The sequence below is a fragment of the Chelatococcus albus genome (genome assembly GCF_030067675.1).
In the GTDB taxonomy this organism is placed as follows: Bacteria; Pseudomonadota; Alphaproteobacteria; order Rhizobiales; family Beijerinckiaceae; genus Chelatococcus_A; species Chelatococcus_A albus.
Window position 1 is genome coordinate 104,250 of the sequence record NZ_JASJEV010000008.1, and the last position, 24,152, is coordinate 128,401.

Below are 24,152 nucleotides of genomic sequence, written 5' to 3' on the forward strand. Positions count from 1 at the left end.
CACCGATGCGGGACGCCAGACGGCTGCAGCCGTGCTATTGCCGTCGACGACCGTGATGTGCCTGCATCCTAGAGCCCGCGCCCCATGCCGACCATCTACTTCGAGGATTTCTCGCCCGGCACCGTGACGACCTTCGGCGCACGTCGCGTCGACCAGGAGGAGATCATCGCCTTCGCGCGCGAGTTCGACCCCCAGCCGATGCACGTCGACCCGGAGGCGGCCAAGGAGAGCTTCCTTGGCACGCTCATCGGCTCGGGCTGGCACTCCTGCGCCCTCCTCATGCGCATGGCCGCCGATGACTTCATCCTCGATGCCGCCTCCATGGGCTCGCCCGGCATCGAGGAAGTGCGCTGGCTCAAGCCGCTGAAGCCGGGCGACAGGCTCTCCGTGCGCCGCACGATCCTGGAGGCTCGCGCGTCGGAGAGCCGGCCCCAGATGGGTCTCGTGCGCTTCCGCTTCGACCTGATGAACGGCGGTGAGGACCCACTCATGACCCAGACGAACTGGATCATGTTCGGGCGCCGCGGCGCCGCGCCGTCCTATCCACCGAGCGGAAGGGGGCCGATGCAGGCCGCTGCTTCCATGCCCGCCGCCGCGTCCGAGCCGCAGGACATCGGGCCCACGCCTTTCCTCGAGGACCTTGCGCCGGGCAACGTTACCGATCTCGGTGCCTATCACTTCACCGCCGAGGAGATCGTACGCTTCGCGCAGGCCTTCGATCCCCAGCCCTTCCACACCGATGCGGAAGCGGCGAGGGAGAGCCACTTCGGTGCGCTCTGCGCCTCCGGCTGGCATACAGCGGCGGTGTGGATGAAGCTGATGGCCGGCCATGCGGAGCGGCAGATGCGCGCGGCCGCCGCCACGGGCCGCCCCTCGGCCCGCCTCGGCCCCTCCCCCGGGTTCAGCGACCTCAAGTGGTCGAAGCCGGTCTATGCCGGCGACACGCTCCGCTACCGCACCGAGATCGTCTCCGCGCGACCGTCCCTCACGCGCCCGCAGTGGGGCATCGTCACCCACCACAATACGGCCGAGAATCAGCGCGGCGAGCGGGTCTTCGAGTTCACCGGCCGGGCCTTCTGGGAGAGGCGGTCGTAGGCCGCCGGCGCGGGCGTCGCTCAGTGCCCCTCGAAGGCGATGAGAGTGCGGACCGTCACACCCATCTCGCGCAGCTTCTGCGCCCCGCCGAGTTCCGGAAGGTCGATGACGAAGACGGCGGCGACGACTTCCGCCCCCATCTTGCGCAGGAGCTGCACGGCCCCTCCCGCCGTGCCGCCGGTGGCGATGAGATCGTCGACGAGGATGACGCGGTCACCCGGCGCAATCGCATCCCGGTGCATCTCCATCTCGTCGACACCGTATTCCAGCGAATAGACGATGCGCACCGTCTCGTGCGGCAGCTTGCCCTTCTTGCGGATGGGCACGAAGCCGGCCGAGAGCTGGTGTGCCACCGCACCGCCGAGGATGAAGCCGCGCGCCTCGATGCCCGCCACCTTGTCGATCTTGGACCCGGGCCAGGGCTGCACCAGCTTGTCCACCACCCGGCGGAAGGCGCGCGCATTGCCGAGCAGGGTCGTGATGTCGCGGAAAATCACCCCCGGCCTCGGATAGTCCGGAATCGAGCGGATCGTGCTCTTCAGGTCCGTCAACAGCCGCTCGTCCATGCCTCGCCTCGCTCTGCCGCTTCCCGTGTACCCGGGCCGCATTCGGCAGACCGCGGGGCCCTCCGTCAAGGCCGTCCGAGCACCCGGCCCGCGACCGCGTCGAGGCGCGCGAGGATCCTCGGGTCGCGCATCTCGGGTGCCGTCATGATGGCCCCGTCGAGGGCGCGATCGGACCCGACCGGACAGGGCTCGTGCTCGGCGGGAAAATCGCGGGCCAGCCGGGCGAGGAGGCGCTGCGCCTTCTCCACGTTCCGCTCGAGCATGTCGACGACGGCTGCGACGTCCACGGGTCCGTGCTCATCGTGCCAGCAGTCGTAGTCGGTCACCATGGCGACGGCCGCATAGGTCATCTCGGCCTCGCGCGCCAGCTTGGCCTCCGGCATCGCGGTCATGCCGATGACGTCGTAGCCGGCTGCCCGGTAGCCGAGCGATTCGGCGCGGGAGGAGAACTGCGGCCCCTCGATGCAGACATAGGTTCCGCCCGCCTGATGCCTGATGCCCTCCGCCTCGGCTGCGGCCACGAGCCGGGCGGCGAGGCGCGGGCCCACGGGATGGGCCATGGAGACGTGGGCGACGCAGCCGCGGCCGAAGAAGGAGCCCTGCCGCCGATGTGTGCGGTCGACAAACTGGTCGGCGAGCACGAATGCGCCCGGCGCGAGGTCCTCCCTGAAGGAGCCACAGGCCGACAGGGACACGAGGTCGGTGACGCCCGCTCGTTTCAGGGCGTCGATGTTGGCACGGTAGTCGATGTCGGACGGCGACAGGCGATGGCCGCGCCCGTGCCTCGGCAGGAAGACGACCTGGGCCGAGCCGATGCGACCGAAGCGGAGCGCATCCGACGGTTCGCCCCACGGGCTCGCGATCCGCTCTTCGCGCACGTCCTCGAGACCGGGCAGGTCGTAGACCCCCGAACCGCCGATGATGCCGAGAACAGCTTTGGCCATGCTCCCCTCCTCCCCCCATCCCGCAGAAGGCGGCGGCCGGTGTCAACGCGGCATGCGCATGACACCGCGGCGAAGGACCTGCACCAAAGACAAAGGGCCCCTGCGAGGGGCCCTTTGGACGTCGATCCCGGATTATGCCGTCAGCCGGTCAGGCGTGCGCCTCGTCGTGCACGCGCGCCCAGATCTTCTTCTTCGTGAAGTAGAGCAGGCCGGCGAAGACGATGAGGAAGAGGATGACCTTGAAGCCCATGGCCTTGCGCGCCTCGAGATGCGGCTCGGCGGCCCACATCATGAAGGCGGTCACATCCTTGGCGTACTGATCAACCGTCTCGGGCGCGGCCGGCTTGCCATCGGGCCCCTTCGGATATTCCACCTGGCCGTCGGACAGCGGCTTCGGCATCGCGATGGCGTTGCCAGCCATGTATTTGTTGTAGCTCTGCCCCGGCTGCAGGGGGAAACCCTGCGGCGGATCGGCATAGCCAGTCAGCAGCGCGTGGATGTAGTCCGGACCCTGCTCCTGGTACTGGGTGACGATGTCGAACAGGAACCAGGGGAAGCCGCGCTCGTAGGTGCGCGCCTTGGCGAGCACCGAGAAGTCCGGCGGATAGGCGCCGCCATTGGCGGCGCGGGCGGCGTTCTCATTCGGGAAAGGCGCCGGGAAGCGGTCCGCCGGCCGGCCGGGCCGCTCGAACATCTCGCCCTGATCATTCGGCCCGTCCTTGATCTTGTACTCGGCAGCGAGCGCCTTGATCTGGGCTTCCGAGAAGCCGGGGCCGCCGGGCTCCGCAAGGTTGCGGAAGGCGACGCGGCTCATGGCGTGGCAGCTCGAGCAGACCTCGCGGTAGACCTTGAAGCCGCGCTGCAGCTGCGCACGGTCGAAGGTGCCGAACGGGCCGGCAAAGCTCCACGAGACGCGCGGCGGCTTCTCCGTGCCGGAGGCGTGCGCCGGAGCGAAGGCGGCGAGGGTGGCCGCCAGAGCACCGGCGATGAGGAGGGTCGTCTTCTTCATTTCGTCAGTTCCCCTGCCCCGATCCGTCTCACTTCTTGCTCGGCGCGGACGCCGCGCCCATGGCGACCGCCGCGGCCGCCCCGCCGCCGTGCTTGGCGAGCACCGCATCCGCGATGGAGGCCGGCACCGGCCTCGGCGTCTCGAAGAGGCCGAGAAGCGGCAGGATGACGAGGAAGTGGATGAAGTAGTAGGCGGTGAGCACGCGCGCGGCGATCACGTAGCCGCCCTCCGGCGGCATGGCGCCGAGATAGCCGAGGCCGACGCAGACCGCGACGAAGACCCAGAAGAACTGCTTGAACAGCGGACGGTAGACCGCCGAGCGCACCTTCGAGGTGTCGAGCCAGGGCAGGAAGACGAGCACCGCGATCGAGCTGAACATGGCGATGACGCCCATCAGCTTGTTCGGGATGGCGCGCAGGATGGCGTAGAATGGCAGGAAGTACCATTCCGGCACGATGTGCGCCGGCGTCACCGCCGGATTGGCCTCGGTGTAGTTGTCCGCGTGGCCGAGGTAGTTCGGCACGTAGAACACGAACCAGGCGAAGACCACGAGGAAGCAGACGAGGCCGAAGGCATCCTTCACGGTCGCATAGGGCGTGAAGGGCACGGCGTCCTTCGCCGGGTTCTTGATATCGACGCCCGTCGGGTTGTTCTGACCGACGACGTGCAGCGCCCACACGTGCAGGGCGACGACGCCCGCGATCATGAACGGCAGCAGGTAGTGCAGCGAGAAGAAGCGGTTGAGCGTCGGGTTGTCGACGGAATAGCCACCCCACAGCCAGGTGACGATCGGCTCACCGACGATGGGCAGCGCCGAGAACAGGTTGGTGATGACGGTGGCGCCCCAGAAGCTCATCTGCCCCCACGGCAGAACGTAGCCCATGAATGCCGTGGCCATCATCAGCAGGAAGATGATGACGCCGAGGATCCACAGCACCTCGCGCGGCGCCTTGTAGGAGCCGTAGTACATGCCGCGGAACATGTGGATGTAGACGGCGATGAAGAACATCGACGCGCCGTTGGCGTGCAGATAGCGCAGGAGCCAGCCGTAATTCACGTCGCGCATGATGTGCTCGACGGAAGAGAAGGCCATGGTCGCATGCGGCGTGTAGTGCATGACGAGGACGATGCCCGTCACGATCTGCGCCACCAGCATGAAGGACAGGATGCCGCCGAAGGTCCAGAGGTAGTTCAGGTTCCGGGGCGTCGGATAGGCCACGAAGGACGAGTGGATGAGGCCGAAGAGGGGCAGCCGGCTCTCGAACCACTTCATGACCGGGCTTTTCGGAACGTAGGTCGAATGTCCGCTCATTGCTGGGTCGCCTGATGTTGCGCGGGTTCCGTTGGGGCGGCGTCGAGCTGCCTCAGCCGATCCGAATCTTGCTGTCGTTCAGGAAGGCGTAGGGCGGGATCGGCAGGTTGGTCGGCGCCGGCCCCTGGCGGATGCGCCCCGAGGTGTCGAACACGGAACCGTGGCAGGGGCAGAGCCAGCCGTCATAGGCCCCCTGGTTGCCGAGCGGCACGCAGCCGAGGTGGGTGCAGTTGCCATAGACCACGAGCCACTGGGCGTGGCCGTCCTTCACGCGCGCCGAGTCGGGCTGGGGATCGGGCAGCGAGGCGACGTCGACCTTCTCGGCCTCCTCGATCTCCTTCTTCGTCCGGTGGCGGACGAAGATGAGCTTGCCGCGCCAGAAGAGCTTGACGATCTGCCCCTCGGCGATCGGCGACAGGTCCACCTCGACCGGAGCGCCGGCCGCGATGGTCTGCGCGTCGGGGTTCATCTGATTGATGAAGGGCCAGGCGACGGCGGCGACGCCGACGGCCCCGACGGCGCCGGTCGCGATGAACAGGAAATCTCGCCGGGTCGGCTCGGCGGTAGCGATCTCAGCCACGTTGGCTCCCCAGTCTTTCGAACCCAAGGCCTTGATATCCAAGAACCTTCCTGAAACCCAAGGCGCTACGACCCGGGCCCCGCGCGCTCGCTGCCGTGAAAAACGCCCCGGGCGGGGCGAGAGGCGGGCCGGCGCGACGCACGATCGGCGCAACAAGCACAGCGGCGCGCAAGGCCGCAATGCGACCCGGCGTCGCCGCGCGGCGGCTCTTTGGCATGGTTCCAGAACCATGTCCATAGGCCGATCGCCGGCCGGGCGCGCCCGCCCGGCCGGCCCGCAACCGGCGTCTGACGGCCTCGGACGCGGCTCGTCAGCGGGTGAGAGCCCCGGCGCGGATGTCCCGCGCCACGCCCGGCTCCGCCTCGCCCAGGAAACCGCCGGACTGGCGCTGCCACAGGCGGGCATAGAGGCTGCCGGCGGCCACGAGCTCGGCGTGGGTCCCCTGCTCGACGATGCGCCCCTTGTCCATGACGACGAGGCGGTCGAGCGCAGCGATCGTCGACAGGCGATGGGCGATGGCGATCACCGTCTTGCCGGCCATCAGGCGGCCGAGCTGCTCCTGGATCGCCGCCTCCGCCTCCGAGTCGAGCGCCGAGGTCGCCTCGTCGAGGATGAGGATCGGCGCGTCCTTCAAGAGCACACGGGCGATGGCGATGCGCTGGCGCTGACCGCCGGAGAGCTTCACGCCGCGCTCGCCCACCTGCGAATCATAGCCGCGTCGGCCGCGATGATCCTCGAGGCCGAGGATGAAGCCGTGGGCGGCAGCGAGCCCGGCCGCCCGGGCGATGTCCTCCTCCGTGGCATCCGATCGTCCGTAGCGGATGTTGTCACGGATGGAGCGGTGCAGGAGCGAGGTGTCCTGCGTCACCACCGCGATCTGCGAGCGCAGCGAATCCTGCGTCACCTGGGCGATGTCCTGCCCGTCGACGAGGATGCGGCCCTGCTCGAGGTCGTAGAGGCGCAGAAGGAGGTTGACGAGCGTGGACTTGCCGGCGCCGCTCGGCCCGACGAGGCCGATCTTCTCGCCGGGCCGGACCACGAGGTCGAGCCCCGCGATGACCGAGGACTGCTTGCCGTAGTGGAAGCCCACCTTCTCGAAGCGGATCTCGCCCCTGCACACGACGAGGGGCCGCGCGTTCGGCGCATCGACGACGCCGTGCGGATGCACGATCGTCTCCATGCTTTCCTGCACCACGCCGATGTTTTCGAACACGTCACGCACCACGTGCATCACCCAGCCGGACATGGCGGTGATGCGCAGGACGAGGCCGAGTGCCGCGGCGATCGCGCCCGTGCTCATCTCGCCGCGCGACCAGAGCAGGATCGCGACGCCCACAGATACGACGAAGAGGGCCGCATTCAGCGTGGAGAGCGTGACGGCCACGCCCGTCATCAGCCGCATCTGCCTCAGGTAGCTCGCCGTATGCTCGGCAATCGCGCCGTGCACGGCCGAACGCTCGGCGTCCTGCCGGGCGAAGAGCTTGACGGTCAGGATGTTCGTATAGGTGTCGACGATGCGGCCGACGAGCGTCGAGCGGCGCTCGGCCACCGCCTCGGCGCGCACCTGCGCCCGCGGCACGAAATAGGCGAGGAGCGCGACGTAGAGCGCAAGCCACACGACCACGGGCAGGGCCATGAGGATGTCCGTCGAGCCGAAGATGGCGATCGCGGTGGCGGCATAGACGAAGACGAACCAGAGGTTGTCGACGATGCCGAGCGCGATGTCGCGCACCGCCGGCCCCACCTGCACGATGCGGTTGGCGAGACGCCCGGCGAAATCGCCCTGGAAGTAGGAGAGCGAATGGCCGAGCGTGTAGAGATGGGTGCGCCAGCGGATCTGGTTGGTCAGGCACGGCGAGAAGATCTGGTTGACGCAGACTTCATTGAGGCCGTGCAGGAGCGGCAGGCCGACGACGAGCAGGAGCGCGCCGCCCACGAGCATGGTGAGGTTGTCGCGTGCGAAGTGCTCCGGCGAGGCCGCGGAGAGCTGGTCCACCAGCCAGCCGACGATGAGCATCAGGCCGGATTCGGCGAGCGCGATGGCGAGGGAGCTCAGGAGGATGAGCACGAGCCAAGCGCGCGCCGGCTTCAGATAGTGCCAGACGAAGCGCAGCACGCTGCGCGGCGGTGTCAGCCGGTCGTCGAAAGGGGTGAAGACGTCTATGCGACGCTCGGCAGGACTCAACAGACGGTCGATCACGTGCGAAAGCACGGCAAATTCCTCGAGTTATGGCCTCACGACATGACCTGGGCCAGCAATGCCGCATGCCGCGGCGGCGCCCGATCCGGAACGAATCGATGAAGCCTGCCAGAATCGGAACGAATTCGGACGAAATGAAGATGGGAAGCCCGGCCGAGTTGCTCCATCTTGCGCTTTTCCAGCCCGACATCCCGCAGAATGCGGGCACGATGCTGCGCCTGTGTGCCTGTCTCGGCATCGCCGCCGAGATCATCGAGCCGGCGGGCTTTCCAGTCTCCGATCGGGCCTTCAGGCGCGCGGGAATGGACTACCTGGATGACGTGAAGATTACGCGCCACGCCTCCTGGCGCGCCTTCGACGGCTGGCGCCGGCAGGCCGGCCGGCGCCTGGTGCTCGCAACGACGAAGGCCACCCTGCCCTACACGCACTTTCGCTTCGCACCCGGCGACGTGATCCTCATGGGCCGCGAGTCGGCAGGCGTCCCCGATGAAGTCCACGCCGCGGCCGACGCGCGCATCCACGTGCCCATGCGGCCGGGCCTGCGCTCCCTCAACGTGGCGGTCTCAGCCGCCATGATCCTCGGCGAGGCGCTCAGGCAGACGGACGGGTTTCCGGCCTGAGCCCCTCGGGGCACCGCCATCCGCGCGCCAATCTGCCGCCCTTGCGGCAGCGGGCGGTGCCTTGCCCGCACCGGGGCGAACCCCGTAAGCCTCGGCGCGATCGCAACCGGACCAGGATGCAGCCCCGTGACCGAGCCCGCTGACCTCCCCCGCTGGAAGACAGACGCGCGCGAGTGGTTCGAGACCCTGCGCGACCGTATCTGCGCCGCCTTCGAGACGCTCGAGGACGAGGCGCCGGGCCCCTTCTTCCCCGGTGCGGAGAGTCCGGGGCGCTTCGAGCGCAGGCCCTGGCAGCGCACCGACCACACGGGCGCGCCCGGCGGCGGGGGCGTCATGGGTGTCATGCGCGGCCGCGTCTTCGAGAAGGTGGGCGTGCACGTCTCCACCGTCTTCGGCGAGTTCGCCCCCGAATTCCGCGGCCAGATCCCCGGCTCGGACGCCGATCCGCGCTTCTGGGCCTCGGGCATCTCGCTCATCGCCCATCCGTGGAACCCGCACGTGCCGACCGTGCATATGAACACGCGCTTCGTCGTGACGACGAAGCCCTGGTTCGGCGGCGGGGCGGACCTCACCCCCATGCTTGAGCGGCGCCGCAGCCAGGACGACCCCGACGCCAGGACCTTCCACGCCGCCATGCACGCCGCCTGCGCCGCGCACGAGGCGGTCGCGCCCTACGACCGCTACAAGGCGTGGTGCGACGAGTATTTCTTCCTGAAGCACCGCAACGAGCCGCGCGGCATCGGCGGCATCTTCTACGACTATCACTGGTCGAACGACTTCGCCGCCGACCTCGCCTTCACGAAGAGCGTGGGCGAGGCCTTCCTCGACGCCTATCCGCGCATCGTGCGCGCCAACTTCGCCACCCCCTGGACGGAGGCCGAGCGCGAGGAGCAGCAGATCCGCCGCGGGCGCTACGTGGAGTTCAACCTCCTTTACGACCGCGGCACCATCTTCGGGCTCAAGACGGGCGGCAACGTCGAATCGATCCTCTCGTCCCTGCCGCCGACCGTGCGCTGGCCGTAGGCCACCTGGCGGGCGGAAGCCTTAGCCGGCGCTCATCACGCCTGTCACAACCGGCTGCTAATCCTCCTCGCGCTTGCCCGCGCGGTTGCGGGCCACAGCCTGAGGAGGACGAGATGAGCTTCGAGATCGGCGATGTCGTCATGCTCAAGTCCGGCGGTCCGACCCTGACCGTGGCGGAGATCGCGATCGGGGGCGTCTCCTGCGTCTGGTACGCGGAAGACGAGGACAACTTCCGCACCGCCGTCCTTCCGGCGGCCTGCCTGATCGGCGTTGCGCAGGACGACCTCGATGACGAGGACCATGAGGCGGAGAAAAAAGAGGAAGAAGAGGACGAGGAACTGCGCCGGGTCGGCTGAGCGCCGAGAAACAAGGGGTCGCGGGCGCAATGCCCGTCACGCCCGAAGATGTGCGATCCCTAGGACAAGCGCCCCTTTCCGGTCTCGCCGGATCGCCCACACGTCTTCCTTCTCATGGCCGGGCCTGCCCCGGCCATTCCTGTCGGTCAGGAGCGACGCCCTTCCGATCGAGATCCCCGGGGACAGGCCCGGGAAGACGACGAGCGAAGGTGGTTGTGCGGCCGATTGCGCCGATCAGGTCGAAGGCCGGCGGGATCATGGGGCCATGTATCGTTGCCGTTCCGGCTCCGGGGACGGCCTCTAATCGGCGCTCGGCAGGCGGCGCATGGTGAACTCGATGAGGCCGTCGTCGCGCTCTCGCCAGCTCTCCACCTCGGTCATGTACGCGGCCTTGGGAAAGCGCGCGAACCACTCGCGCGCCTTTTCCCGTGCCTCCTCGCGCGGCAGGGTGAAGGTCTCGCGGCGCCACAGGGCACCGGTCTCGCCCTCTCGCCGCCGGGCCGCGGCGGCGTCGCGGCGGGCGGCGAGCCGCCTTGCGAGGTCGATCGGGCGATGCGGGGCGCGGGACATGGCATCTGCCCCCGAAACGATTGAATGCCCGCCAACTGTAGCTTCCCGCCGGGGCCGATGCGAGTCGTGCGCTGCGGGGGAAGACGGCCGCACGGGCGGGCGTCAGCCCGCCGCCTTGTGCCCCGTCTTGCCCGTCACGGCCGCGATCGCCTCGGCCAGGATGCCAGCCAGCACTGCCCGATCCCGCGGGCAGTCGGCGTCGAGCCAGCGGGCTTCGGCTTCGGCGAGGATGCGGCCGACGCGCGGTCCCTTCGGCACCCCGGTCGCCACGACGTCTGCTCCGCCGAGCGGAAAGACCGGTGGAGCCTCCGCGCCCTGCCGGAAGCGGGCTAGCAGGGCGCTCCCTTCCGGCGTGAGCCGCGGAAGCGGCTCTCCGTCGAGGATCGCAAGCGTGTCGGACAGGGCCAGCAGGCCGTGACCGACGGCGAGACGGCGCACCGCCCGCGCGTCGAGCGCCTCGCCGCTCCCGTGCAGGTGCGGCAGCAGGCGGCCGATCGCCGCGAGGCGCCGATACTCCGCGTTCGAGAGGCGCAGCCGCTCCTTGAGGGCCTCCGCATTCTCTGCCGTGCGCACCGCGAGCGCCGCGAGGCGCAGCAAGGGGTCGCGCGCGGAGCCCGCCCGCGCCTCGGCCTCGGCGACGCGGGCGAGGCGCCCCAGTTCGCCGACGTCACCGAGGATGCGCTGCAGGAGGCCGGCGTCGGCAAGCGCCGCGACCGTCTCGACCGCCCGCCGTGCCGCGATGAGCTTCAGGAGTTCCGTCCGCACGCGCTCGCGCGACAGCTGGTCGAGGCCATCCCGCTCGCGCACCGTCGCGGCGAGACCCTCGGGGTCGAGCGGGCCCTTGGCATAGTCGGCGTGGAAGCGGAAGAAGCGCAGGATGCGCAAGTAATCCTCGCGGATGCGTGCGGCGGCATCGCCGATGAAGCGCACGCGCCCGGCCGCAAGGTCGGCCAAGCCGCCGACCGGATCGTGAATCCGCCCCTCGCGGTCCGCATAGAGGGCGTTCATGGTGAAGTCGCGCCGGCGTGCGTCGGCCGCGAAGTCGCGCCCGTATTCGACGCGGGCGCGGCGCCCGTCCGTCTCAACGTCCACGCGCAGGGTCGTCACCTCGAAAGGCGTGCCCTCGACGAGGACGGTGACGGTACCGTGGTCGACGCCCGTCGGCACCGTCTTGAAGCCAGCGCTCCGCGCCCGTCGCACGACCTCCTGCGGCAGGGCGGTGGTAGCGCAGTCGACATCGCTCACCGGGCGATCAATGAGGGCATTGCGCACGGCGCCGCCGACCACCCGCACCTCCTCGCCCTCGCCGTCGAGCACGGCGAGCAGCCTCGCGAGGGCAGGACGCGCGACCAGCGCGCGGACACGATCCTCCGCCAGGGTCATTTGAACTGCCCGGGAACGAGCTTCCCGTTTTCGAGATGCGGCGGCACATAGGCACCGGTGCGGCGCTCGGCGACGAGTCCGGTATAGACGAGCCCGGCTATCACGACGAGAAGGCCGGCGATCGCGAGCCACGGCACCTGCCCGTTCCAATGCGCCTTGGCGAAGGGATTGCGCCGGCGCAGGACGAGGTAGAGGGCGAAGATCACGAAAGGCGCCAGGAACAGCACCAGTTCCTCGAACAGCGCCCGCGTCATGGCCCAAAGAGCCTTTCGTAGAGATTCCGGATGATGCCGGCCGTCACGCCCCATATATAGCGATCGCCGTAGGGCATTGCATAATAGTGGCGCAGCGTGCCCTGCCATTCGCGCGCGTGGCGCTGGTGATTGGCGGTGTCCATGAGGAAGCCGAGAGGCACCTCGAAGGTGTCGTCCACCTCATGCCGGTTGAGCGTGAGGTGAAAACCGGGATCGACGAGGCCGACGATCGGCACGATGCGGAAGCCCGTGCGCGACAGGTAGGTGTCGAGATAGCCGAGCGGACGGACGAAGCGGCGCTCGAGGCCGATCTCCTCCTCGGCCTCGCGCAGCGCCGTCGCGAGCGGCGAGGCGTCGCCCGCGTCCATCTTCCCGCCCGGAAAGGCGATTTGCGCCGAATGCTGGCGCAGGGCGGCCGAGCGCACGGTGAGCAGGATGCTCACCTCCGGCTCGCGGGCCACGATGGGCACGAGCACGGCCGCTGGCGTGAGGCGGTCGTCCGGCGGCGCTGGCCAGGGCTCGGTCTGCAGATCGTGGTCGCCGCGCGCACGCGGGTCGGGCGCGCCGATGTGCGGTGCCTCGCGGCGCAGCCGCGCCACGGCGCGGTCGACCAGGCCCTCGCGGTCGAGAACGTCCGCGTTCATTCGCTCACCTCGCTCGCGGGCGCCATGACGAAGAAGGCATCACCGCTCGCGACGCCGAACTGGTTCGCCCCTCCCATCATCCGCTCCTCGCCGAGTGCCACGAGGTCGTGGGTGAGCGCCCGCGTGAGGCGGGCCCAGAGGCCGCCGCGCACGTGCACGTAGGGCATCAATCCCCCGTCCTCCGCCGTGGCAAAGCGCAGGGGATGATCGCTTCCGGCTGCGACCACGTCGTCGACGTTGGTGCGGAAATGCAGCGTGCGCGCACCGCCTGCCTCGGTCACGGCCATCTCGACGGCGAGGAAGGGCACGTCCGCCACGTGAATGCCGACGCATTCCACCGGCGTTACCAGCACGTATCGCTCCGGGTCCTTGCGCAGGATGGAGGCGAAGAGCTTGACGAGCGCCGGCCGGCGGATCGGCGTGCCGCTGTAGAACCAGGTACCGTCGGCGGCGACCCTCATGTCGATGTCGCCGCAATAGGGTGGATTCCAGCGCTCGACCGGCCGCGGCGTCGCCGGGCCGCCGGCGGTCCCGCCGAGCGAGGCGAAGAGCCGCTCGAGCCCGGGCGGGGAAGCGTCTGCCGTCGCGCGCCCCGCCGCCCTGCTTCCGTCCGCGCCGTGCTGCATCCTGCGCTCGCGCCCCACGCTCCTGCGGCGATCCGCCTCTGCCCAATGCCCGATTCGGCACCGCCCGCCGTGATCTAGTTATGCCCCGGCGACATGGAAAGGCGAGCGGCCGCCCGCGGCCTTGCGGATTCTCGCGGCTTCTTGCAGCCGTTGGCCTTGATGAAGACATAGGACCATAGGCACACTGACGCAGGGGCGGAAGGAGAGTCGCGCATGACCATGAGCACGGCCGGGTCTGCGGTGGCCAACACCCCGACGGCGCTCGACGACGCCGTCGTCAGCGCAGCCGAGGCGGCGCTGGAGAGCATCGCCAAGGCGCGCGAGGCGATCGGCACCGTCATCTTCGGGCAGGAGCGGGTGGTGGAGCTCGCGCTCGTCACCGTCCTTTCGGGCGGGCACGGCCTGCTCGTCAGTGTGCCCGGCCTCGCCAAGACGAAGCTCGTGGAGGCGATGGGCACGGTGCTCGGCCTCGACGCGCGGCGCGTGCAGTTCACGCCCGACCTCATGCCCTCCGACATCCTCGGCACCGAAATCCTGGACGAGACGGCAGACCGCCGCCGCAGCTTCCGCTTCGTGCGCGGGCCGATCTTCGCCCAGCTCCTGATGGCCGACGAGATCAACCGCGCGAGCCCGCGCACCCAATCGGCCCTGCTGCAGGCCATGCAGGAGCATCACGTCACGGTTGCCGGCGAGCGGCACGACCTGCCGCGCCCCTTCCATGTGCTTGCAACGCAGAACCCCATCGAGCAGGAAGGCACCTATCCCCTGCCCGAGGCCCAGCTCGACCGCTTCCTCCTCGAGATCGACATCGGCTATCCGGACCGTGCCGCCGAGCGGCGCATCCTCATCGAGACGACGGGCGCGGAGGAGAGGAGGCCCGCCGCCGCCATGACGGCGGAGCAGCTCATGAACGCCCAGCGCCTCGTGCGCCGCCTGCCGGTGGGCGAGAGCGTGGTCGAGGCCATCCTCGACCTAGTGCGTTCCGGGCGGCATGGGGAAGGCCCGCGCGAGGTCACGGACAAGCTCGCCTGGGGTCCTGGCCCGCGCGCGAGCCAGGCGCTGATGCTCGCCGTGCGCGCCCGCGCCCTCATCGAAGGCCGCCTCGCCCCCTCGATTGACGACGTGGCGCGGCTCGCCGACCCCGTGCTCAAGCACCGCATGGCGCTCACATTCGCCGCGCGGGCGGACGGCCACAGCATCTCCGGGGTGATCCAGCGCCTCGTCGAGAGGCTGGACTGAGGGTCGCCACCATGGCCCGTGTCCGGGTACTACCCCCGACCGACCGGACCCCGGGCCGGCGCGAGACGGACGGCGCGCTGCGGCTCGCGGCGCGCCTGCCGCGTATCGTGCTCGAGGCGAGGCGGGTGGCGGGAGCGGTGGCGCACGGCATCCACGGGCGCCGCCGGGCCGGCCCCGGCGAGAGCTTCTGGCAGTTCCGCCCCTATACGCCGGGCGAGGCGGCCGCGCGCATCGACTGGCGCCGCTCGGCCCACGACGACCGGCTCTACGTGCGCCAGCGCGAGTGGGAGGCGGCGCAGACCGTGTGGCTGTGGATCGACCGCTCGGCCTCCATGGGCTACGTCTCTTCGCTTGCCGAGGTGCCCAAGGTGGAACGTGCACTCGTCGTCGGCTTCGCCCTGGCGGAGATGCTCGTCGAGGGTGGCGAGCGCGTCGGCCATCTCGGCGCCATGCCGCCGCGCGCCTCGCACAGCATCGTCGAACGCCTCGCCGAGGCGCTCGCCGGCCACGAGGCAGGCCTTGCCGCCGACCTGCCGCCGCGCGAGCCGCTGCCGCCGACGAACGAGGCGATCCTCGTCAGCGACTTCCTCATGCCGATCGGCGAACTCACGGCCACGGTGGAGGCCCTGTCGGCGCGTGGCGCGCGCGGCCATTGCATCATGGTCGTCGATCCGGTGGAGGAGACCTTTCCCTTCACGGGCCAGGCCGAGCTCGAGGACGTCGAGACCGGAACGCGCCTGCGCGTCGGCGACGCCGGCGCCTGGGGTGCGGACTACCGCCTGCGCATCGCCGCCCATCGCGAGGCCTTCGCCGCCGTGCTCACCCGGCGGGGCTGGACGCTGACGGTACACCACACCGATCGCCCGGCGAGCGAGGCGGTGCTGCGCGTCATGACGCTGATCTCGGCCGCCCGCGGCGGCCGCGGTCCCGTCGCCATGGCTGCGGGAGGATGACGCCATGCTGGCTGGCCTCCCCCTCGGTTTCGCCGCTCCCCTCGTGCTCCTGGCGCTTGCGGCGCTGCCCGCGATCTGGCTCCTCCTGCGCGTGACGCCGCCGCAGCCTCGGCGCATCGCCTTCCCACCGCTGCGCATCCTCGCCGACATCCTGCCAAGGCGGCAGACACCGGCGCGCACGCCTTGGTGGCTGGTGCTGCTGCGCCTCCTCGTCGCTTCCCTGCTCATTCTCGCCGCCGCGGGGCCGGTCTGGAACCCGCGCGTCGCCGATGCGCGCCGGGACGGCCCGCTGCTCCTCGTCCTCGATTCCGGCTTCGCCTCCGCCCGCGACTGGCGCGAGCGAGTGGCCCTCGTCGCCGACCATATCGGGTCCGCCCAGCGCGACGGACGCGCCGTCGCGCTCGTCGCCACGGGCGAGCGGGCCGGCGATATCGCCCTCCTCGATCCGGGGACGGCGCTCGAGCGGCTGCGCGCCGTCGCGCCATCGCCCCACGCGCCCGACCGGCGCGCCCACCTCCCCGCCATTGGCCGCTTCCTCGCCGCGCAGCCAGACGCCGAGATCGTCTGGGTGAGCGATGGCGTGAGCTTCGGTGATGGCGCCGGCTTCGTCACCGAGCTCGCCGCCCTCAAGGGTGAACACCCGGTCACCGTGCACAAGCGGCCGCGGGCGGAGCCGCTTACCCTTGCCGGCGCGGAGAACACAGCCGGCGGCCTCGACGTGCGCGTCCTGCGCCCGGAGGCGAACGGCCGCGATGTCGGCACCCTGCGTGCGGTCGACCTCAAGGGGCTGCCGCTCGCGGAGACGCGCTTTTCCTTTGCCGGCAGTGCGACCGAGGCGTCCGCACGCTTCGTGCTGCCGGTCGAAATGCGCAATGCGGCAGCACGCATCGAGGTCGCCGATGAGAATTCGGCCGGCGCCGTCTGGCTGCTCGACGACAAGGGCAAGCGTCGGCGCGTCGGCCTCGTCTCCGGCGCAACGGCGGATACCGCTCAGCCGCTGCTCTCGCCGACCTACTACGTGGCGCGCGCCCTTTTGCCCTTTGCCGACCTGCGCGAGCCGCGCGGCGGCGTGGCGGAAGCCGTGGAGACGCTGCTCGACGAGACGACCTCCGTGCTCGTGCTCGCCGACGTCGGCGCTCTCGATCGCGAGACGCTGCAGCGCGTCACGCGCTTCGTCGAGGAGGGGGGCGTGCTCATCCGCTTCGCGGGCACACGACTCGCCGCCGCCAATGATGCGCTGGTGCCGGTGCGCCTGCGGCGCGGCGGGCGCAGCCTCGGCGGCACGCTCTCCTGGGAGACGCCGAAGACGCTCGCCCCCTTCCCGGCCGAGAGCCCCTTCGCCGGACTTGCCACGCCGGGCGAGATCAGCGTGCGCCGGCAGATCCTCGCCGAGCCCGACGGCACGCTCGCCGACAAGACCTGGGCGGCGCTCGCCGACGGCACGCCCGTGGTGACGGCGGAGCGACGCGGCAGCGGCCTTGTCGTGCTCTTCCACGTCACCGCCGATCCCACCTGGTCGAGCCTGCCCCTTTCGGGCGTCTTCGTCGACATGCTGCGCCGCGTCGTCGCCCTCGCCGGCAAGCCGGCGGAGGTGGCGGACGGCAACGGCAGCGCGCGCACCGAGACGGTGGCGCCGCAGCGCACGCTCGACGGCTTCGGCGCCTTCCGCACGCCGCCGGCCACCGCCAAGCCCGTCGCCCGCAGCTTCTCCGGTCGCGCCAGCGAGGAGCACCCGCCCGGCTTCTACGGGCCGAACGAATCCCTCGTCGCGGTAAACGCGCTTGCCGCTGAGGATCGTCCGAGTGCGATCGACTTCGCTCCCCTGGGTGCTGCGCTGGCGCCGATCGCGGCGGCGCAGAGCATCGACCTGCGCGCCCCGCTGCTCGTCGCAGCGCTCGTCCTCCTCGCGCTCGACACCCTGCTCGCGCTTGCCCTCGGCGGCCATCTCGCCGCCCTGACGCGCAAGGTGACGCGCGGCGGCATCGCCGGTCTCGCCCTCCTCGCCGTGGCGCTCGCCGGCCCGCCGGAGGCGGCGCGCGCGGCGGACGATCTGCCGCCTCTCCGCCGCGAGGACATCGATTCCGCCCTGGTGACGCGCCTCGCCTATGTGGTGACCGGCGACGCGCAGGTGGATGCCATCAGCCGCGCGGGGCTCGCCGGCCTGAGCCAGGCGCTCAGCGCCCGCACGGCCCTCGAACCCGGCGAACCGATCGGCGTCGACCCGGCGCGGGACGAACTCGCCTTCTATCCGTTGCTCTACTGGCCGGTGGTGGCCGGGCGCCCCCTGCCCTCGGACGCGGCGCTGCGCCGCCTCGATGCCTACATGAAGAACGGCGGCACGGTGATCTTCGACACGCGTGACGCCATCTCCCTCAGGCCCGGCGGCGCCCAGACGCCGGAGGGTCAGCAGTTGCGGCGCATGCTCGCCACGCTCGACATCCCCGAGCTGGAGCCCGTGCCGCATGACCACGTGCTGACCAAGGCCTTCTATCTCATCGACAATCTCGTCGGACGCTATGCCACGGGCCAGACCTGGGTGGAGGCGCTGCCGCCCGTGCCGGAGGGCGAGCGCCGACCGGCACGCGCCGGCGACGGCGTGACGCCTGTCATCATCACGTCGAACGACCTCGCCGCCGCCTGGGCCGTGGGTCCGCGCGGCGAGCCGCTCTATCCGACGCTCGGCGGCGACCCGCGCCAGCGCGAGTTCGCCTTCCGCGGCGGCATCAACACCGTCATGTACGCGCTGACCGGCAACTACAAGGCCGACCAGGTGCACGTGCCGGCGCTGCTCGAGCGGCTCGGACAATAGGAGGGGGCGATGCTGTCGATCGGCTTCTCTCCCCTCGTGGCGACCGAGATCCTCTGGGGCCTTGCCGCTCTCGCCGGGCTTGCGGCCGTCGTCGCCTTCCTCGCTCGCGGCGCGCCGGCGTTCTTGCGCGCGCTCGCGCTCGCCTGCCTCGTCGCCGCCCTCGCCAACCCCTCGCTGCTGCGCGAGGATCGGGAGAGAGTGAAGGACATCGTGGCGGTCGTCGTCGACCGATCGACCTCGCAGACGCTTGGGCCGCGCCGTGCCCAGACCGACGCCGTGCGCGCCGAACTCGAACGCCGCCTCGCGACGTTCGGCAACGTTGAGCCCCGCTTCGTGGACGTGACCGACAGCGAAGGCGGAGGGGACGGAACGAGGGCCTTCGCGGCGCTTGCCGAGGCCCTGGCGGACGTGCCGGCGGAGCGCATCGCCGGTGTGATCATGCTCACCGACGGCGTCGTGCATGACATCCCGAAGGACGTGGCCGCGCTCGGCTTCAAGGCGCCGCTGCATGCCCTGGTCACCGGCAGCCGCGACGAGCGCGACCGGCGCATCGCCCTTGTCGAGGCGCCGCGCTTCGGCCTCGTGGGCAAGGACCAGACCATCAGGGTCGAGGTCGCCGAGCGGGGCGGCGACGGCCGTGCCCGGCTCGTCCTGCGCCGCGACGGCCAGATGCTGCGCACGCTCGACGTCGCGACGGGACGGCCGATCTCACTGCCGGTGCACATCGAGCACGGCGGCCCGACCGTCGTCGAGATCGAGGTCGATCCCCTCCCCGGCGAGCTCACCACGGCCAACAACCGGGCGGTCGTGACCATCGAGGGCATCCGCGAGAAGCTGCGCGTGCTGCTCGTCTCGGGAGAGCCGCACGCCGGCGAGCGGACCTGGCGCAACCTCCTCAAATCGGACGCCAACGTCGACCTCGTGCATTTCACCATCCTGCGCCCGCCGGAGAAGCAGGACGGCACGCCGATCAACGAGCTGTCGCTCATCGCCTTCCCGACGCGCGAGCTCTTCCAGCAGAAGATCAAGGAGTTCGACCTCATCATCTTCGACCGCTACGCCAACCAGAGCGTGCTGCCCTCGGTCTACTACGACAACATCGTGCGTTACGTGCGCGAGGGCGGCGCCCTCATGGTGGCGGCGGGGCCCGAGTTCGCCGGCTCGCTGAGCCTGGCGCGCACCTCCCTCGGCGCGATCCTGCCGGCGGCCCCCGACGGCCGCATCCTGGAGGAGCCCTATCAGGCGCGCATCACTGCCCCCGGGGAGCGCCACCCGGTGACGCGGGAATTGCCCGGCAGCGAGCAGAACCCGCCGGCGTGGGGCGAGTGGCTGCGCCTTCTCGGCGCGCGCGTGCAGACCGGCACCGCGGTGATGAGCGGCGTGCAGGACCGGCCGCTGCTCGTGCTCGTGCGCGAGGAGAAGGGGCGCATCGCCATGCTCCTGTCGGACCACGCCTGGCTGTGGGCACGCGGTTTCCGCAATGGCGGCCCGCATCTCGACCTGCTGCGCCGGCTCGCCCACTGGCTCATGAAGGAGCCCGAGCTCGAGGAGGAGGCGCTGCGCGCCAGCGCCCGCGGCCGCGACATCGTCGTCGAGCGGCAGACGATGGGCGACAATCCCGCCCCCGTCACGCTCGTCGCGCCGAGCGGGACGCAGTCCTCGCTCGCGCTCGAGGCGACGCGGCCGGGCCTCTTCAGCGCCGTGACGCCGGCGCGCGAGCTGGGCCTCTACCGCCTGCAGAGCGGCAGCCTCACGGCCTTCGTCAACATCGGCCCGGAGAACCCGCGCGAGCTCGCGGACGTGTTCAGCGACACCGAGCGCCTGGCGCCCCTGGCCGGGGCGACCGGCGGCTCGGTACGCCGCGTCGAGGCCGGAACCAGCGTGACCGTGCCGCGCCTGCTGGCCATGCGCTCCGGCTCGCGCTTCGCCGGCGCGGACTGGATCGGCATCCGCCCGTCGGACAGCGCCGTGGTGCGCGGCGTCGCCATCTTCCCGCTCGGCCTCGGCTTCGCCGGCCTCGCGGTTCTCGCGGGCAGCGTGCTCCTGGCCTGGAGCGTGGAAGGCGGCCGGAGGTCGCAACGCAACTAGGAACCCTCCCCGTCGGCGCCTGCCGCCTCAGCGACCGGCACCCGCGTCGGCGAGCACCGGCCCCTTCGCGCCGTCGAGGGCGCCCGCTTCGAGTTCAAGGTAGAGGAAGCGGCGCGGGTCCACCGGCCCCGGCAGCTCCAGCCGACCCTGCGGCACGGGGCGGAAGCCGAAGCGCGCATAGTAGGGCTCGTCGCCGACGAGGAGGATGAGCTTGTGCCCCGCGGCGCGCGCCGCCTCAATGGAGGCGCGCATGAGGGCCGCGCCGATGCCGCGGTCCATGAAGGCGGGCTCCACCGTGAGCGGCCCAAGGACCAGCGCCGGCAGGCTCCCCGCCCGGATCGGCGCGACGCGCACCGAGCCGACGATGAGCGTGCCGACGAGCGCAGTGAAGGACAGGTCCGCCACATGGTCGACGCCCTCGCGCAGGCGAAAGGCCGTGCGCGCGAAGCGGCCGGGGCCGAAGGCGCGTTCGTGCAGGCGTTCGATGGCGGCCGAGTCGGCAGGGAGCTCGCGGCGAATGGTGAGCTTGAGGTCGGTCATGGCGACGACGGGGACTTTCGCATGGGGGCTGGCGGCTGTCGGGCGGTCACGCGCGGCCCGACCGCTGCCTGCGGCCCGCCCCTAGTCTCAGGCGCGAGCGCGGCCACGCGCAATCGGGGCGCGGCTCATTCGTCGTCGTTCCGTGTGCCTGACCAGCAAGGATGTTCCCGCCCGCTGCGCGTCGTGAAGCGGCCTCGCCTCTAGCACGCTCCCCGCGCTGCGTCCACGGCATGGCGGGGATGCTTCGAGGAGGGCTGCGCGACACCGCCGATCGCGTAAAAGTAGAAAAATCCGTTGCCATACGAATCGGTTACCGGACGGTCGCGCCCGCCTCGTCGGCGGGCATTTTGCATTTTCCGCCGTGCGGCCGAACGTCAGTGAAAGTTGGACGGTTATGCACCAGCCTCTCGCACGGTCGCCGCGGGCGCCGAGCTTCGGCGAGTTCGTCGCCCTCATCGGCCTGATGATGGGGCTGACGGCCCTGTCGATCGACAATCTCCTGCCGGCCTTCGGTCCGATCCAGGCGGGCTTCGGCATCGCCGACGACAACGAGCTGCAGCTTGTCGTCACGAGCTACATGATGGGCTTCGGCCTCATGCAGCTCGTCTACGGCCCGCTGTCGGACAGCATCGGGCGCCGGCCGGTGCTGATGCTCGGCCTCGCCGTCTTCGCCGCCGGCACCGCGCTCGCCATGATCGCCTGGACCTTCCCGATGCTGCTCACGGCGCGCGCGGTGCAGGGCATGGGCGCGGCCGCCGCCCGCGTGCTCGCCGTCGCTATCGTGCGCGACCGCTACGAGGGGCGCGAGATGGCGCGCGTCATGTCGCTCACCATGATCGTCTTCATCACGGTGCCGATCGTGGCACCGGTGATGGGCAGCCTCATCCTGCTCGCCGGCAGCTGGCGCCTGATCTTCGCCTGCATGCTGACGCTCGCGCTCGTGGTGGCGGCGTGGTTCGGCCTGCGCATGCCGGAGACGCTGCATCCCGAATACCGACGCGCCCTGTCCCCGCGCGCCATCGCCGCTGCCATCCGCATGAGCGTCAACGACCGGGCGAGCCTCGGATATTCCACGGCGGTGGCGCTGATGATGGGCTGCCTCATGGCCTATATCAGCTCGGCGCAGCAGATTTTCGAAACGAGCGTCTTCAGGCTCGGCCCCTGGTTTCCGGCGGCCTTCGCCGTGATCGCGGCCGTGATGGGCGTGGCTTCCTTCGTCAACGCCCGCCTCGTACGGCGGCTGGGCATGCGCCGCCTGTCGCATGCCGGCCTGTGTGGCTTCGCGGCGGTGTCGGCGGTGCTGTGCGTCGCGGCCTTCGCCTTCGACGGCGCGCCACCGCTCCTCCTCTTCGGCTTCCTGCTCGCCGCCGCCCAGTTCCTCTTCGGCCTGATCATGCCGAACTTCAACAGCATGGCGATGGAGCCGCTCGGCGCCGTCGCCGGAACCGCGTCCTCCTTCATCGGCTTCTACACGATCCTCCTGGGCACCAGCCTCGGCATGGTCGTGGGCCAGGCCTTCGACGGCACGGTGGTGCCGCTGTCCCTCGGCTATCTCGCGTTGAGCGCGGTCGCCGTGCTCGTCGTGCTGTGGGCCGAGAGCGGCCGCCTCTTCGTGCCGCATCACGAGGCGCCGGGAACCTGAGGGAGCCCGCAGCTCAGGCCACGTCGTCGAGCAGGGCCGGGTCGTATTCCTCGACGCGGTTGCGCCCGTGCTTCTTGGCGGCGTAGAGGGCCCGATCGGCGCGCACGAGCGCCGCGTCTGGCGCGGTTTCGCCCGCGTGGATCGCCGACAGCCCGATGCTCACGGTGACGCGCAGTGATGGTGGCGCGCCGGCGGGCGCGAGGCTCTCCGCACCGATGCGCAGCCGGTCGGCCACGGCGAGCGCGCTGGCGCGATCGGCCTCCGGCAGCAGGAGCACGAATTCCTCGCCGCCGAAGCGGGCGACGACGTCGCTGTCCCGCAGGGTGCGACGGCAGAGATCTGCGAAGGCACGCAGCACGAGGTCGCCGACCTCGTGGCCCCAGGTGTCGTTGATGCGCTTGAAATGGTCCATGTCGACCATGAGCACGGCGAGCGGCCGGCCGTAGCGCCTGGCGCGCTCGATCTCGCGCGCCGCAAGCGCGAAGAAGCGCGACCGGTTGGCGAGGCCCGTCAGGGGATCCGTCGTCGCCAGACGCTCCAGGTTGAGCTCCATGGCCTTGCGGTTGGTGATGTCGACGACGCCGGCGATGACGCAGGGCGTGCCACCGACATCGAGGGCGGTGGCGGCCACCAGCACGTCGCGCACGGACCCGTCGGCAAGGCGCACCGCTGTCTCGAAACCGCTGACGCGCCCGTCGCGCGCCAGCGCGTTGATGAGGTCCATCCGCCGTGCCGGATCGACGTAGAGTTCCTCGACCGACTTGATGCCGAGCTTGTCCGGATCGCCGCCGAAGTAGGCGAGACCTGCATCGTTGACCATCATGAGGCGCCCGTCCGCCCGCGCCGTGACGAGGAGCGGGACGGGCACGGCCATGAGCATCTTCTCGACCATGCGGCGGCTCTCCGCCAGCTCGTCCTTGGCCCGCCGCTCCGCCTGCGTGGCCGCCCATTCGAGGCGGCGCAGGCGGTTCGACCGCACCACCACCAGAAGCAGGGCGAGGTTGAGCATCAGCATGGCGAGGACCAGCCCTAGCGTCGTCGACGAATAGGGCACGGGCGCGAGATAGCCGACGAGCAGCATCACACCGCAGCCACCGCCGCCGAGCACGGTCCAGCGGAATGAGGTCGGCACCACGATGTAGTAGATCGCCGGCAGCATGACGACGACGAAGAGCGCGATGTCGCTGCGGGAGGTGACGAGCACGGCGACCGCCGCGCCGTTGATCCATTCCCACGTGACGAGCGCGGCCTGCGCCCGTGGAAAGTCACGGGCCCGGTGCAGCGCGACGAAGCACAGCAGCGAGATCGCCACGACGACGGCGCGCGCGGGAATGGCGACCCAGAAGTGCGGCTCGCCGAAGAAGCGCCAGTCGCTCAGGAAGAAGAGCGTGTTGAGCCCCACCGACCACAACAGCAGCAGGCGGCCGTGACGCATGGTCTCGGGCAGGCGCTCCGCCTGGAACGCCGTCTCGCGTGCCCTGTCGATGAACTCGCCGCTGACGGGGGAAAGCTGGTCGCGCTGCATGGCACCACAGTACCCAGGCCTTCTGATTGCGACGTTAACGCGAATCGCGCAGCACGGGCAGAATCGGCGGCGAAGGGCCGGCGTGCGGCCTCCCCGCCGGCGCAGGCATGGGCGCAAACTCACGCTTGCCGGGTTTTGCCCGCGCCCGGGCGCACCTAGATCGAGAAGCGGAGG

The 24,152-nt window shown here is 70.5% G+C and carries 22 protein-coding genes; 9 read left to right on the forward strand and 13 right to left on the reverse strand.

Annotation, left to right across the window (positions count from 1 at the left end; translation table 11 throughout):
- The first annotated feature begins 84 nt into the window (after positions 1-84).
- On the forward strand, positions 85-1,095 hold the full coding sequence (locus tag QNA08_RS13820) for a MaoC family dehydratase (protein WP_283741312.1): 1,011 nt from the start codon (positions 85-87) through the stop codon (positions 1,093-1,095).
- A 20-nt stretch (positions 1,096-1,115) separates the two neighbouring features.
- Here QNA08_RS13820 and QNA08_RS13825 read toward each other — a convergent pair whose 3' ends face one another.
- The 6 genes from QNA08_RS13825 to QNA08_RS13850 all read right to left on the reverse strand — a co-directional run bounded on the left by QNA08_RS13825 (position 1,116) and on the right by QNA08_RS13850 (position 7,718).
- On the reverse strand, positions 1,116-1,661 hold the full coding sequence (locus QNA08_RS13825; RefSeq protein WP_283741313.1) for an adenine phosphoribosyltransferase: 546 nt from the start codon (positions 1,659-1,661) through the stop codon (positions 1,116-1,118).
- 65 nt (positions 1,662-1,726) lie between these two features.
- The gene (locus QNA08_RS13830; RefSeq protein WP_283741314.1) at positions 1,727-2,605 is read right to left on the reverse strand and encodes an S-methyl-5'-thioadenosine phosphorylase; all 879 of its coding nucleotides are present in this window, start codon (positions 2,603-2,605) and stop codon (positions 1,727-1,729) included.
- A gap of 148 nt (positions 2,606-2,753) precedes the next feature.
- Entirely contained in the window at positions 2,754-3,614 is an 861-nt protein-coding gene (locus QNA08_RS13835) for a cytochrome c1 (RefSeq protein WP_283741315.1), read from the reverse strand.
- A gap of 28 nt (positions 3,615-3,642) precedes the next feature.
- The gene (locus QNA08_RS13840) at positions 3,643-4,926 is read right to left on the reverse strand and encodes a cytochrome b (protein ID WP_283741316.1); all 1,284 of its coding nucleotides are present in this window, start codon (positions 4,924-4,926) and stop codon (positions 3,643-3,645) included.
- A 52-nt stretch (positions 4,927-4,978) separates the two neighbouring features.
- Positions 4,979-5,506 carry a ubiquinol-cytochrome c reductase iron-sulfur subunit gene (petA, locus tag QNA08_RS13845; protein WP_283741317.1) on the reverse strand — a complete coding sequence of 176 codons (528 nt, stop codon included), beginning with the start codon at positions 5,504-5,506 and terminating at the stop codon, positions 4,979-4,981.
- A 310-nt stretch (positions 5,507-5,816) separates the two neighbouring features.
- Positions 5,817-7,718: an ABC transporter ATP-binding protein gene (locus tag QNA08_RS13850; RefSeq protein ID WP_283741318.1), complete on the reverse strand. Its 1,902-nt coding sequence runs from the start codon at positions 7,716-7,718 to the stop codon at positions 5,817-5,819.
- A gap of 146 nt (positions 7,719-7,864) precedes the next feature.
- Between QNA08_RS13850 and QNA08_RS13855 the strand changes: the two genes are divergently transcribed.
- From QNA08_RS13855 to QNA08_RS13865, 3 genes are all read left to right on the forward strand, one after another.
- On the forward strand, positions 7,865-8,326 hold the full coding sequence (locus QNA08_RS13855; protein WP_283741353.1) for a tRNA (cytidine(34)-2'-O)-methyltransferase: 462 nt from the start codon (positions 7,865-7,867) through the stop codon (positions 8,324-8,326).
- Positions 8,327-8,452: 126 nt separating this feature from the next.
- On the forward strand, positions 8,453-9,349 hold the full coding sequence (gene hemF, locus QNA08_RS13860; protein WP_283741319.1) for an oxygen-dependent coproporphyrinogen oxidase: 897 nt from the start codon (positions 8,453-8,455) through the stop codon (positions 9,347-9,349).
- A gap of 113 nt (positions 9,350-9,462) precedes the next feature.
- Positions 9,463-9,705, forward strand: coding sequence for a YodC family protein (locus tag QNA08_RS13865; protein ID WP_283741320.1), 243 nt, complete (start codon positions 9,463-9,465; stop codon positions 9,703-9,705).
- A gap of 300 nt (positions 9,706-10,005) precedes the next feature.
- Here QNA08_RS13865 and QNA08_RS13870 read toward each other — a convergent pair whose 3' ends face one another.
- From QNA08_RS13870 to QNA08_RS13890, 5 genes are all read right to left on the reverse strand, one after another.
- Positions 10,006-10,275, reverse strand: coding sequence for a DNA polymerase family A protein (locus tag QNA08_RS13870; protein WP_283741321.1), 270 nt, complete (start codon positions 10,273-10,275; stop codon positions 10,006-10,008).
- A 102-nt stretch (positions 10,276-10,377) separates the two neighbouring features.
- Positions 10,378-11,658 carry a CCA tRNA nucleotidyltransferase gene (locus tag QNA08_RS13875; RefSeq protein ID WP_283741322.1) on the reverse strand — a complete coding sequence of 427 codons (1,281 nt, stop codon included), beginning with the start codon at positions 11,656-11,658 and terminating at the stop codon, positions 10,378-10,380.
- Positions 11,655-11,912 (reverse strand): DUF6111 family protein, encoded by a 258-nt coding sequence (locus tag QNA08_RS13880; protein WP_283741323.1) that lies wholly within the window; start codon positions 11,910-11,912, stop codon positions 11,655-11,657. Before QNA08_RS13880 ends, QNA08_RS13875 begins: the two co-directional genes overlap by 4 nt.
- Positions 11,909-12,556: a CoA pyrophosphatase gene (locus tag QNA08_RS13885; protein WP_283741324.1), complete on the reverse strand. Its 648-nt coding sequence runs from the start codon at positions 12,554-12,556 to the stop codon at positions 11,909-11,911. The genes QNA08_RS13880 and QNA08_RS13885 overlap by 4 nt, the downstream gene beginning before the upstream one ends.
- A complete protein-coding gene (locus tag QNA08_RS13890; RefSeq protein ID WP_283741325.1) occupies positions 12,553-13,182 on the reverse strand; it encodes a DUF1285 domain-containing protein in 630 nt (209 codons plus the stop codon). The genes QNA08_RS13885 and QNA08_RS13890 overlap by 4 nt, the downstream gene beginning before the upstream one ends.
- Positions 13,183-13,401: 219 nt before the next feature.
- Here QNA08_RS13890 and QNA08_RS13895 point away from each other — a divergent pair, with 219 nt between their 5' ends.
- The 4 genes from QNA08_RS13895 to QNA08_RS13910 are packed head-to-tail and all read left to right on the forward strand — an operon-like array spanning position 13,402 to position 20,271.
- The gene (locus QNA08_RS13895; RefSeq protein ID WP_283741354.1) at positions 13,402-14,421 is read left to right on the forward strand and encodes an AAA family ATPase; all 1,020 of its coding nucleotides are present in this window, start codon (positions 13,402-13,404) and stop codon (positions 14,419-14,421) included.
- An 11-nt stretch (positions 14,422-14,432) separates the two neighbouring features.
- Positions 14,433-15,374, forward strand: a complete 942-nt coding sequence (locus tag QNA08_RS13900; protein WP_283741326.1) for a DUF58 domain-containing protein — start codon at positions 14,433-14,435, stop codon at positions 15,372-15,374.
- Positions 15,375-15,378: 4 nt separating this feature from the next.
- Positions 15,379-18,183 (forward strand): DUF4159 domain-containing protein, encoded by a 2,805-nt coding sequence (locus QNA08_RS13905; RefSeq protein ID WP_283741327.1) that lies wholly within the window; start codon positions 15,379-15,381, stop codon positions 18,181-18,183.
- A 9-nt stretch (positions 18,184-18,192) separates the two neighbouring features.
- Positions 18,193-20,271 (forward strand): hypothetical protein, encoded by a 2,079-nt coding sequence (locus QNA08_RS13910; protein WP_283741328.1) that lies wholly within the window; start codon positions 18,193-18,195, stop codon positions 20,269-20,271.
- A gap of 27 nt (positions 20,272-20,298) precedes the next feature.
- On the opposite strand, the gene QNA08_RS13915 is transcribed toward QNA08_RS13910, so the two are convergent.
- On the reverse strand, positions 20,299-20,811 hold the full coding sequence (locus tag QNA08_RS13915; protein WP_283741329.1) for a GNAT family N-acetyltransferase: 513 nt from the start codon (positions 20,809-20,811) through the stop codon (positions 20,299-20,301).
- 394 nt (positions 20,812-21,205) lie between these two features.
- Here QNA08_RS13915 and QNA08_RS13920 point away from each other — a divergent pair, with 394 nt between their 5' ends.
- A complete protein-coding gene (locus QNA08_RS13920; RefSeq protein ID WP_283741330.1) occupies positions 21,206-22,453 on the forward strand; it encodes a multidrug effflux MFS transporter in 1,248 nt (415 codons plus the stop codon).
- 13 nt (positions 22,454-22,466) lie between these two features.
- On the opposite strand, the gene QNA08_RS13925 is transcribed toward QNA08_RS13920, so the two are convergent.
- A complete protein-coding gene (locus tag QNA08_RS13925) occupies positions 22,467-23,978 on the reverse strand; it encodes a GGDEF domain-containing protein (RefSeq protein WP_283741331.1) in 1,512 nt (503 codons plus the stop codon).
- Positions 23,979-24,152 lie beyond the last annotated feature (174 nt).

What these genes read in the sequence shown, in the direction of transcription:
- QNA08_RS13820 (WP_283741312.1), top strand. Translation starts at nt 85, where the DNA reads ATGCCGACCATCTACTTCGAGGATTTCTCGCCCGGCACCGTGACGACC.
- QNA08_RS13825 (WP_283741313.1), bottom strand. Translation starts at nt 1,661, where the DNA reads ATGGACGAGCGGCTGTTGACGGACCTGAAGAGCACGATCCGCTCGATT.
- QNA08_RS13830 (WP_283741314.1), bottom strand. Translation starts at nt 2,605, where the DNA reads ATGGCCAAAGCTGTTCTCGGCATCATCGGCGGTTCGGGGGTCTACGAC.
- QNA08_RS13835 (WP_283741315.1), bottom strand. Translation starts at nt 3,614, where the DNA reads ATGAAGAAGACGACCCTCCTCATCGCCGGTGCTCTGGCGGCCACCCTC.
- QNA08_RS13840 (WP_283741316.1), bottom strand. Translation starts at nt 4,926, where the DNA reads ATGAGCGGACATTCGACCTACGTTCCGAAAAGCCCGGTCATGAAGTGG.
- QNA08_RS13865 (WP_283741320.1), top strand. Translation starts at nt 9,463, where the DNA reads ATGAGCTTCGAGATCGGCGATGTCGTCATGCTCAAGTCCGGCGGTCCG.
- QNA08_RS13870 (WP_283741321.1), bottom strand. Translation starts at nt 10,275, where the DNA reads ATGTCCCGCGCCCCGCATCGCCCGATCGACCTCGCAAGGCGGCTCGCC.
- QNA08_RS13875 (WP_283741322.1), bottom strand. Translation starts at nt 11,658, where the DNA reads ATGACCCTGGCGGAGGATCGTGTCCGCGCGCTGGTCGCGCGTCCTGCC.
- QNA08_RS13880 (WP_283741323.1), bottom strand. Translation starts at nt 11,912, where the DNA reads ATGACGCGGGCGCTGTTCGAGGAACTGGTGCTGTTCCTGGCGCCTTTC.
- QNA08_RS13885 (WP_283741324.1), bottom strand. Translation starts at nt 12,556, where the DNA reads ATGAACGCGGACGTTCTCGACCGCGAGGGCCTGGTCGACCGCGCCGTG.
- QNA08_RS13890 (WP_283741325.1), bottom strand. Translation starts at nt 13,182, where the DNA reads ATGCAGCACGGCGCGGACGGAAGCAGGGCGGCGGGGCGCGCGACGGCA.
- QNA08_RS13895 (WP_283741354.1), top strand. Translation starts at nt 13,402, where the DNA reads ATGAGCACGGCCGGGTCTGCGGTGGCCAACACCCCGACGGCGCTCGAC.
- QNA08_RS13900 (WP_283741326.1), top strand. Translation starts at nt 14,433, where the DNA reads ATGGCCCGTGTCCGGGTACTACCCCCGACCGACCGGACCCCGGGCCGG.
- QNA08_RS13905 (WP_283741327.1), top strand. Translation starts at nt 15,379, where the DNA reads ATGCTGGCTGGCCTCCCCCTCGGTTTCGCCGCTCCCCTCGTGCTCCTG.
- QNA08_RS13910 (WP_283741328.1), top strand. Translation starts at nt 18,193, where the DNA reads ATGCTGTCGATCGGCTTCTCTCCCCTCGTGGCGACCGAGATCCTCTGG.
- QNA08_RS13915 (WP_283741329.1), bottom strand. Translation starts at nt 20,811, where the DNA reads ATGACCGACCTCAAGCTCACCATTCGCCGCGAGCTCCCTGCCGACTCG.
- QNA08_RS13920 (WP_283741330.1), top strand. Translation starts at nt 21,206, where the DNA reads ATGCACCAGCCTCTCGCACGGTCGCCGCGGGCGCCGAGCTTCGGCGAG.
- QNA08_RS13925 (WP_283741331.1), bottom strand. Translation starts at nt 23,978, where the DNA reads ATGCAGCGCGACCAGCTTTCCCCCGTCAGCGGCGAGTTCATCGACAGG.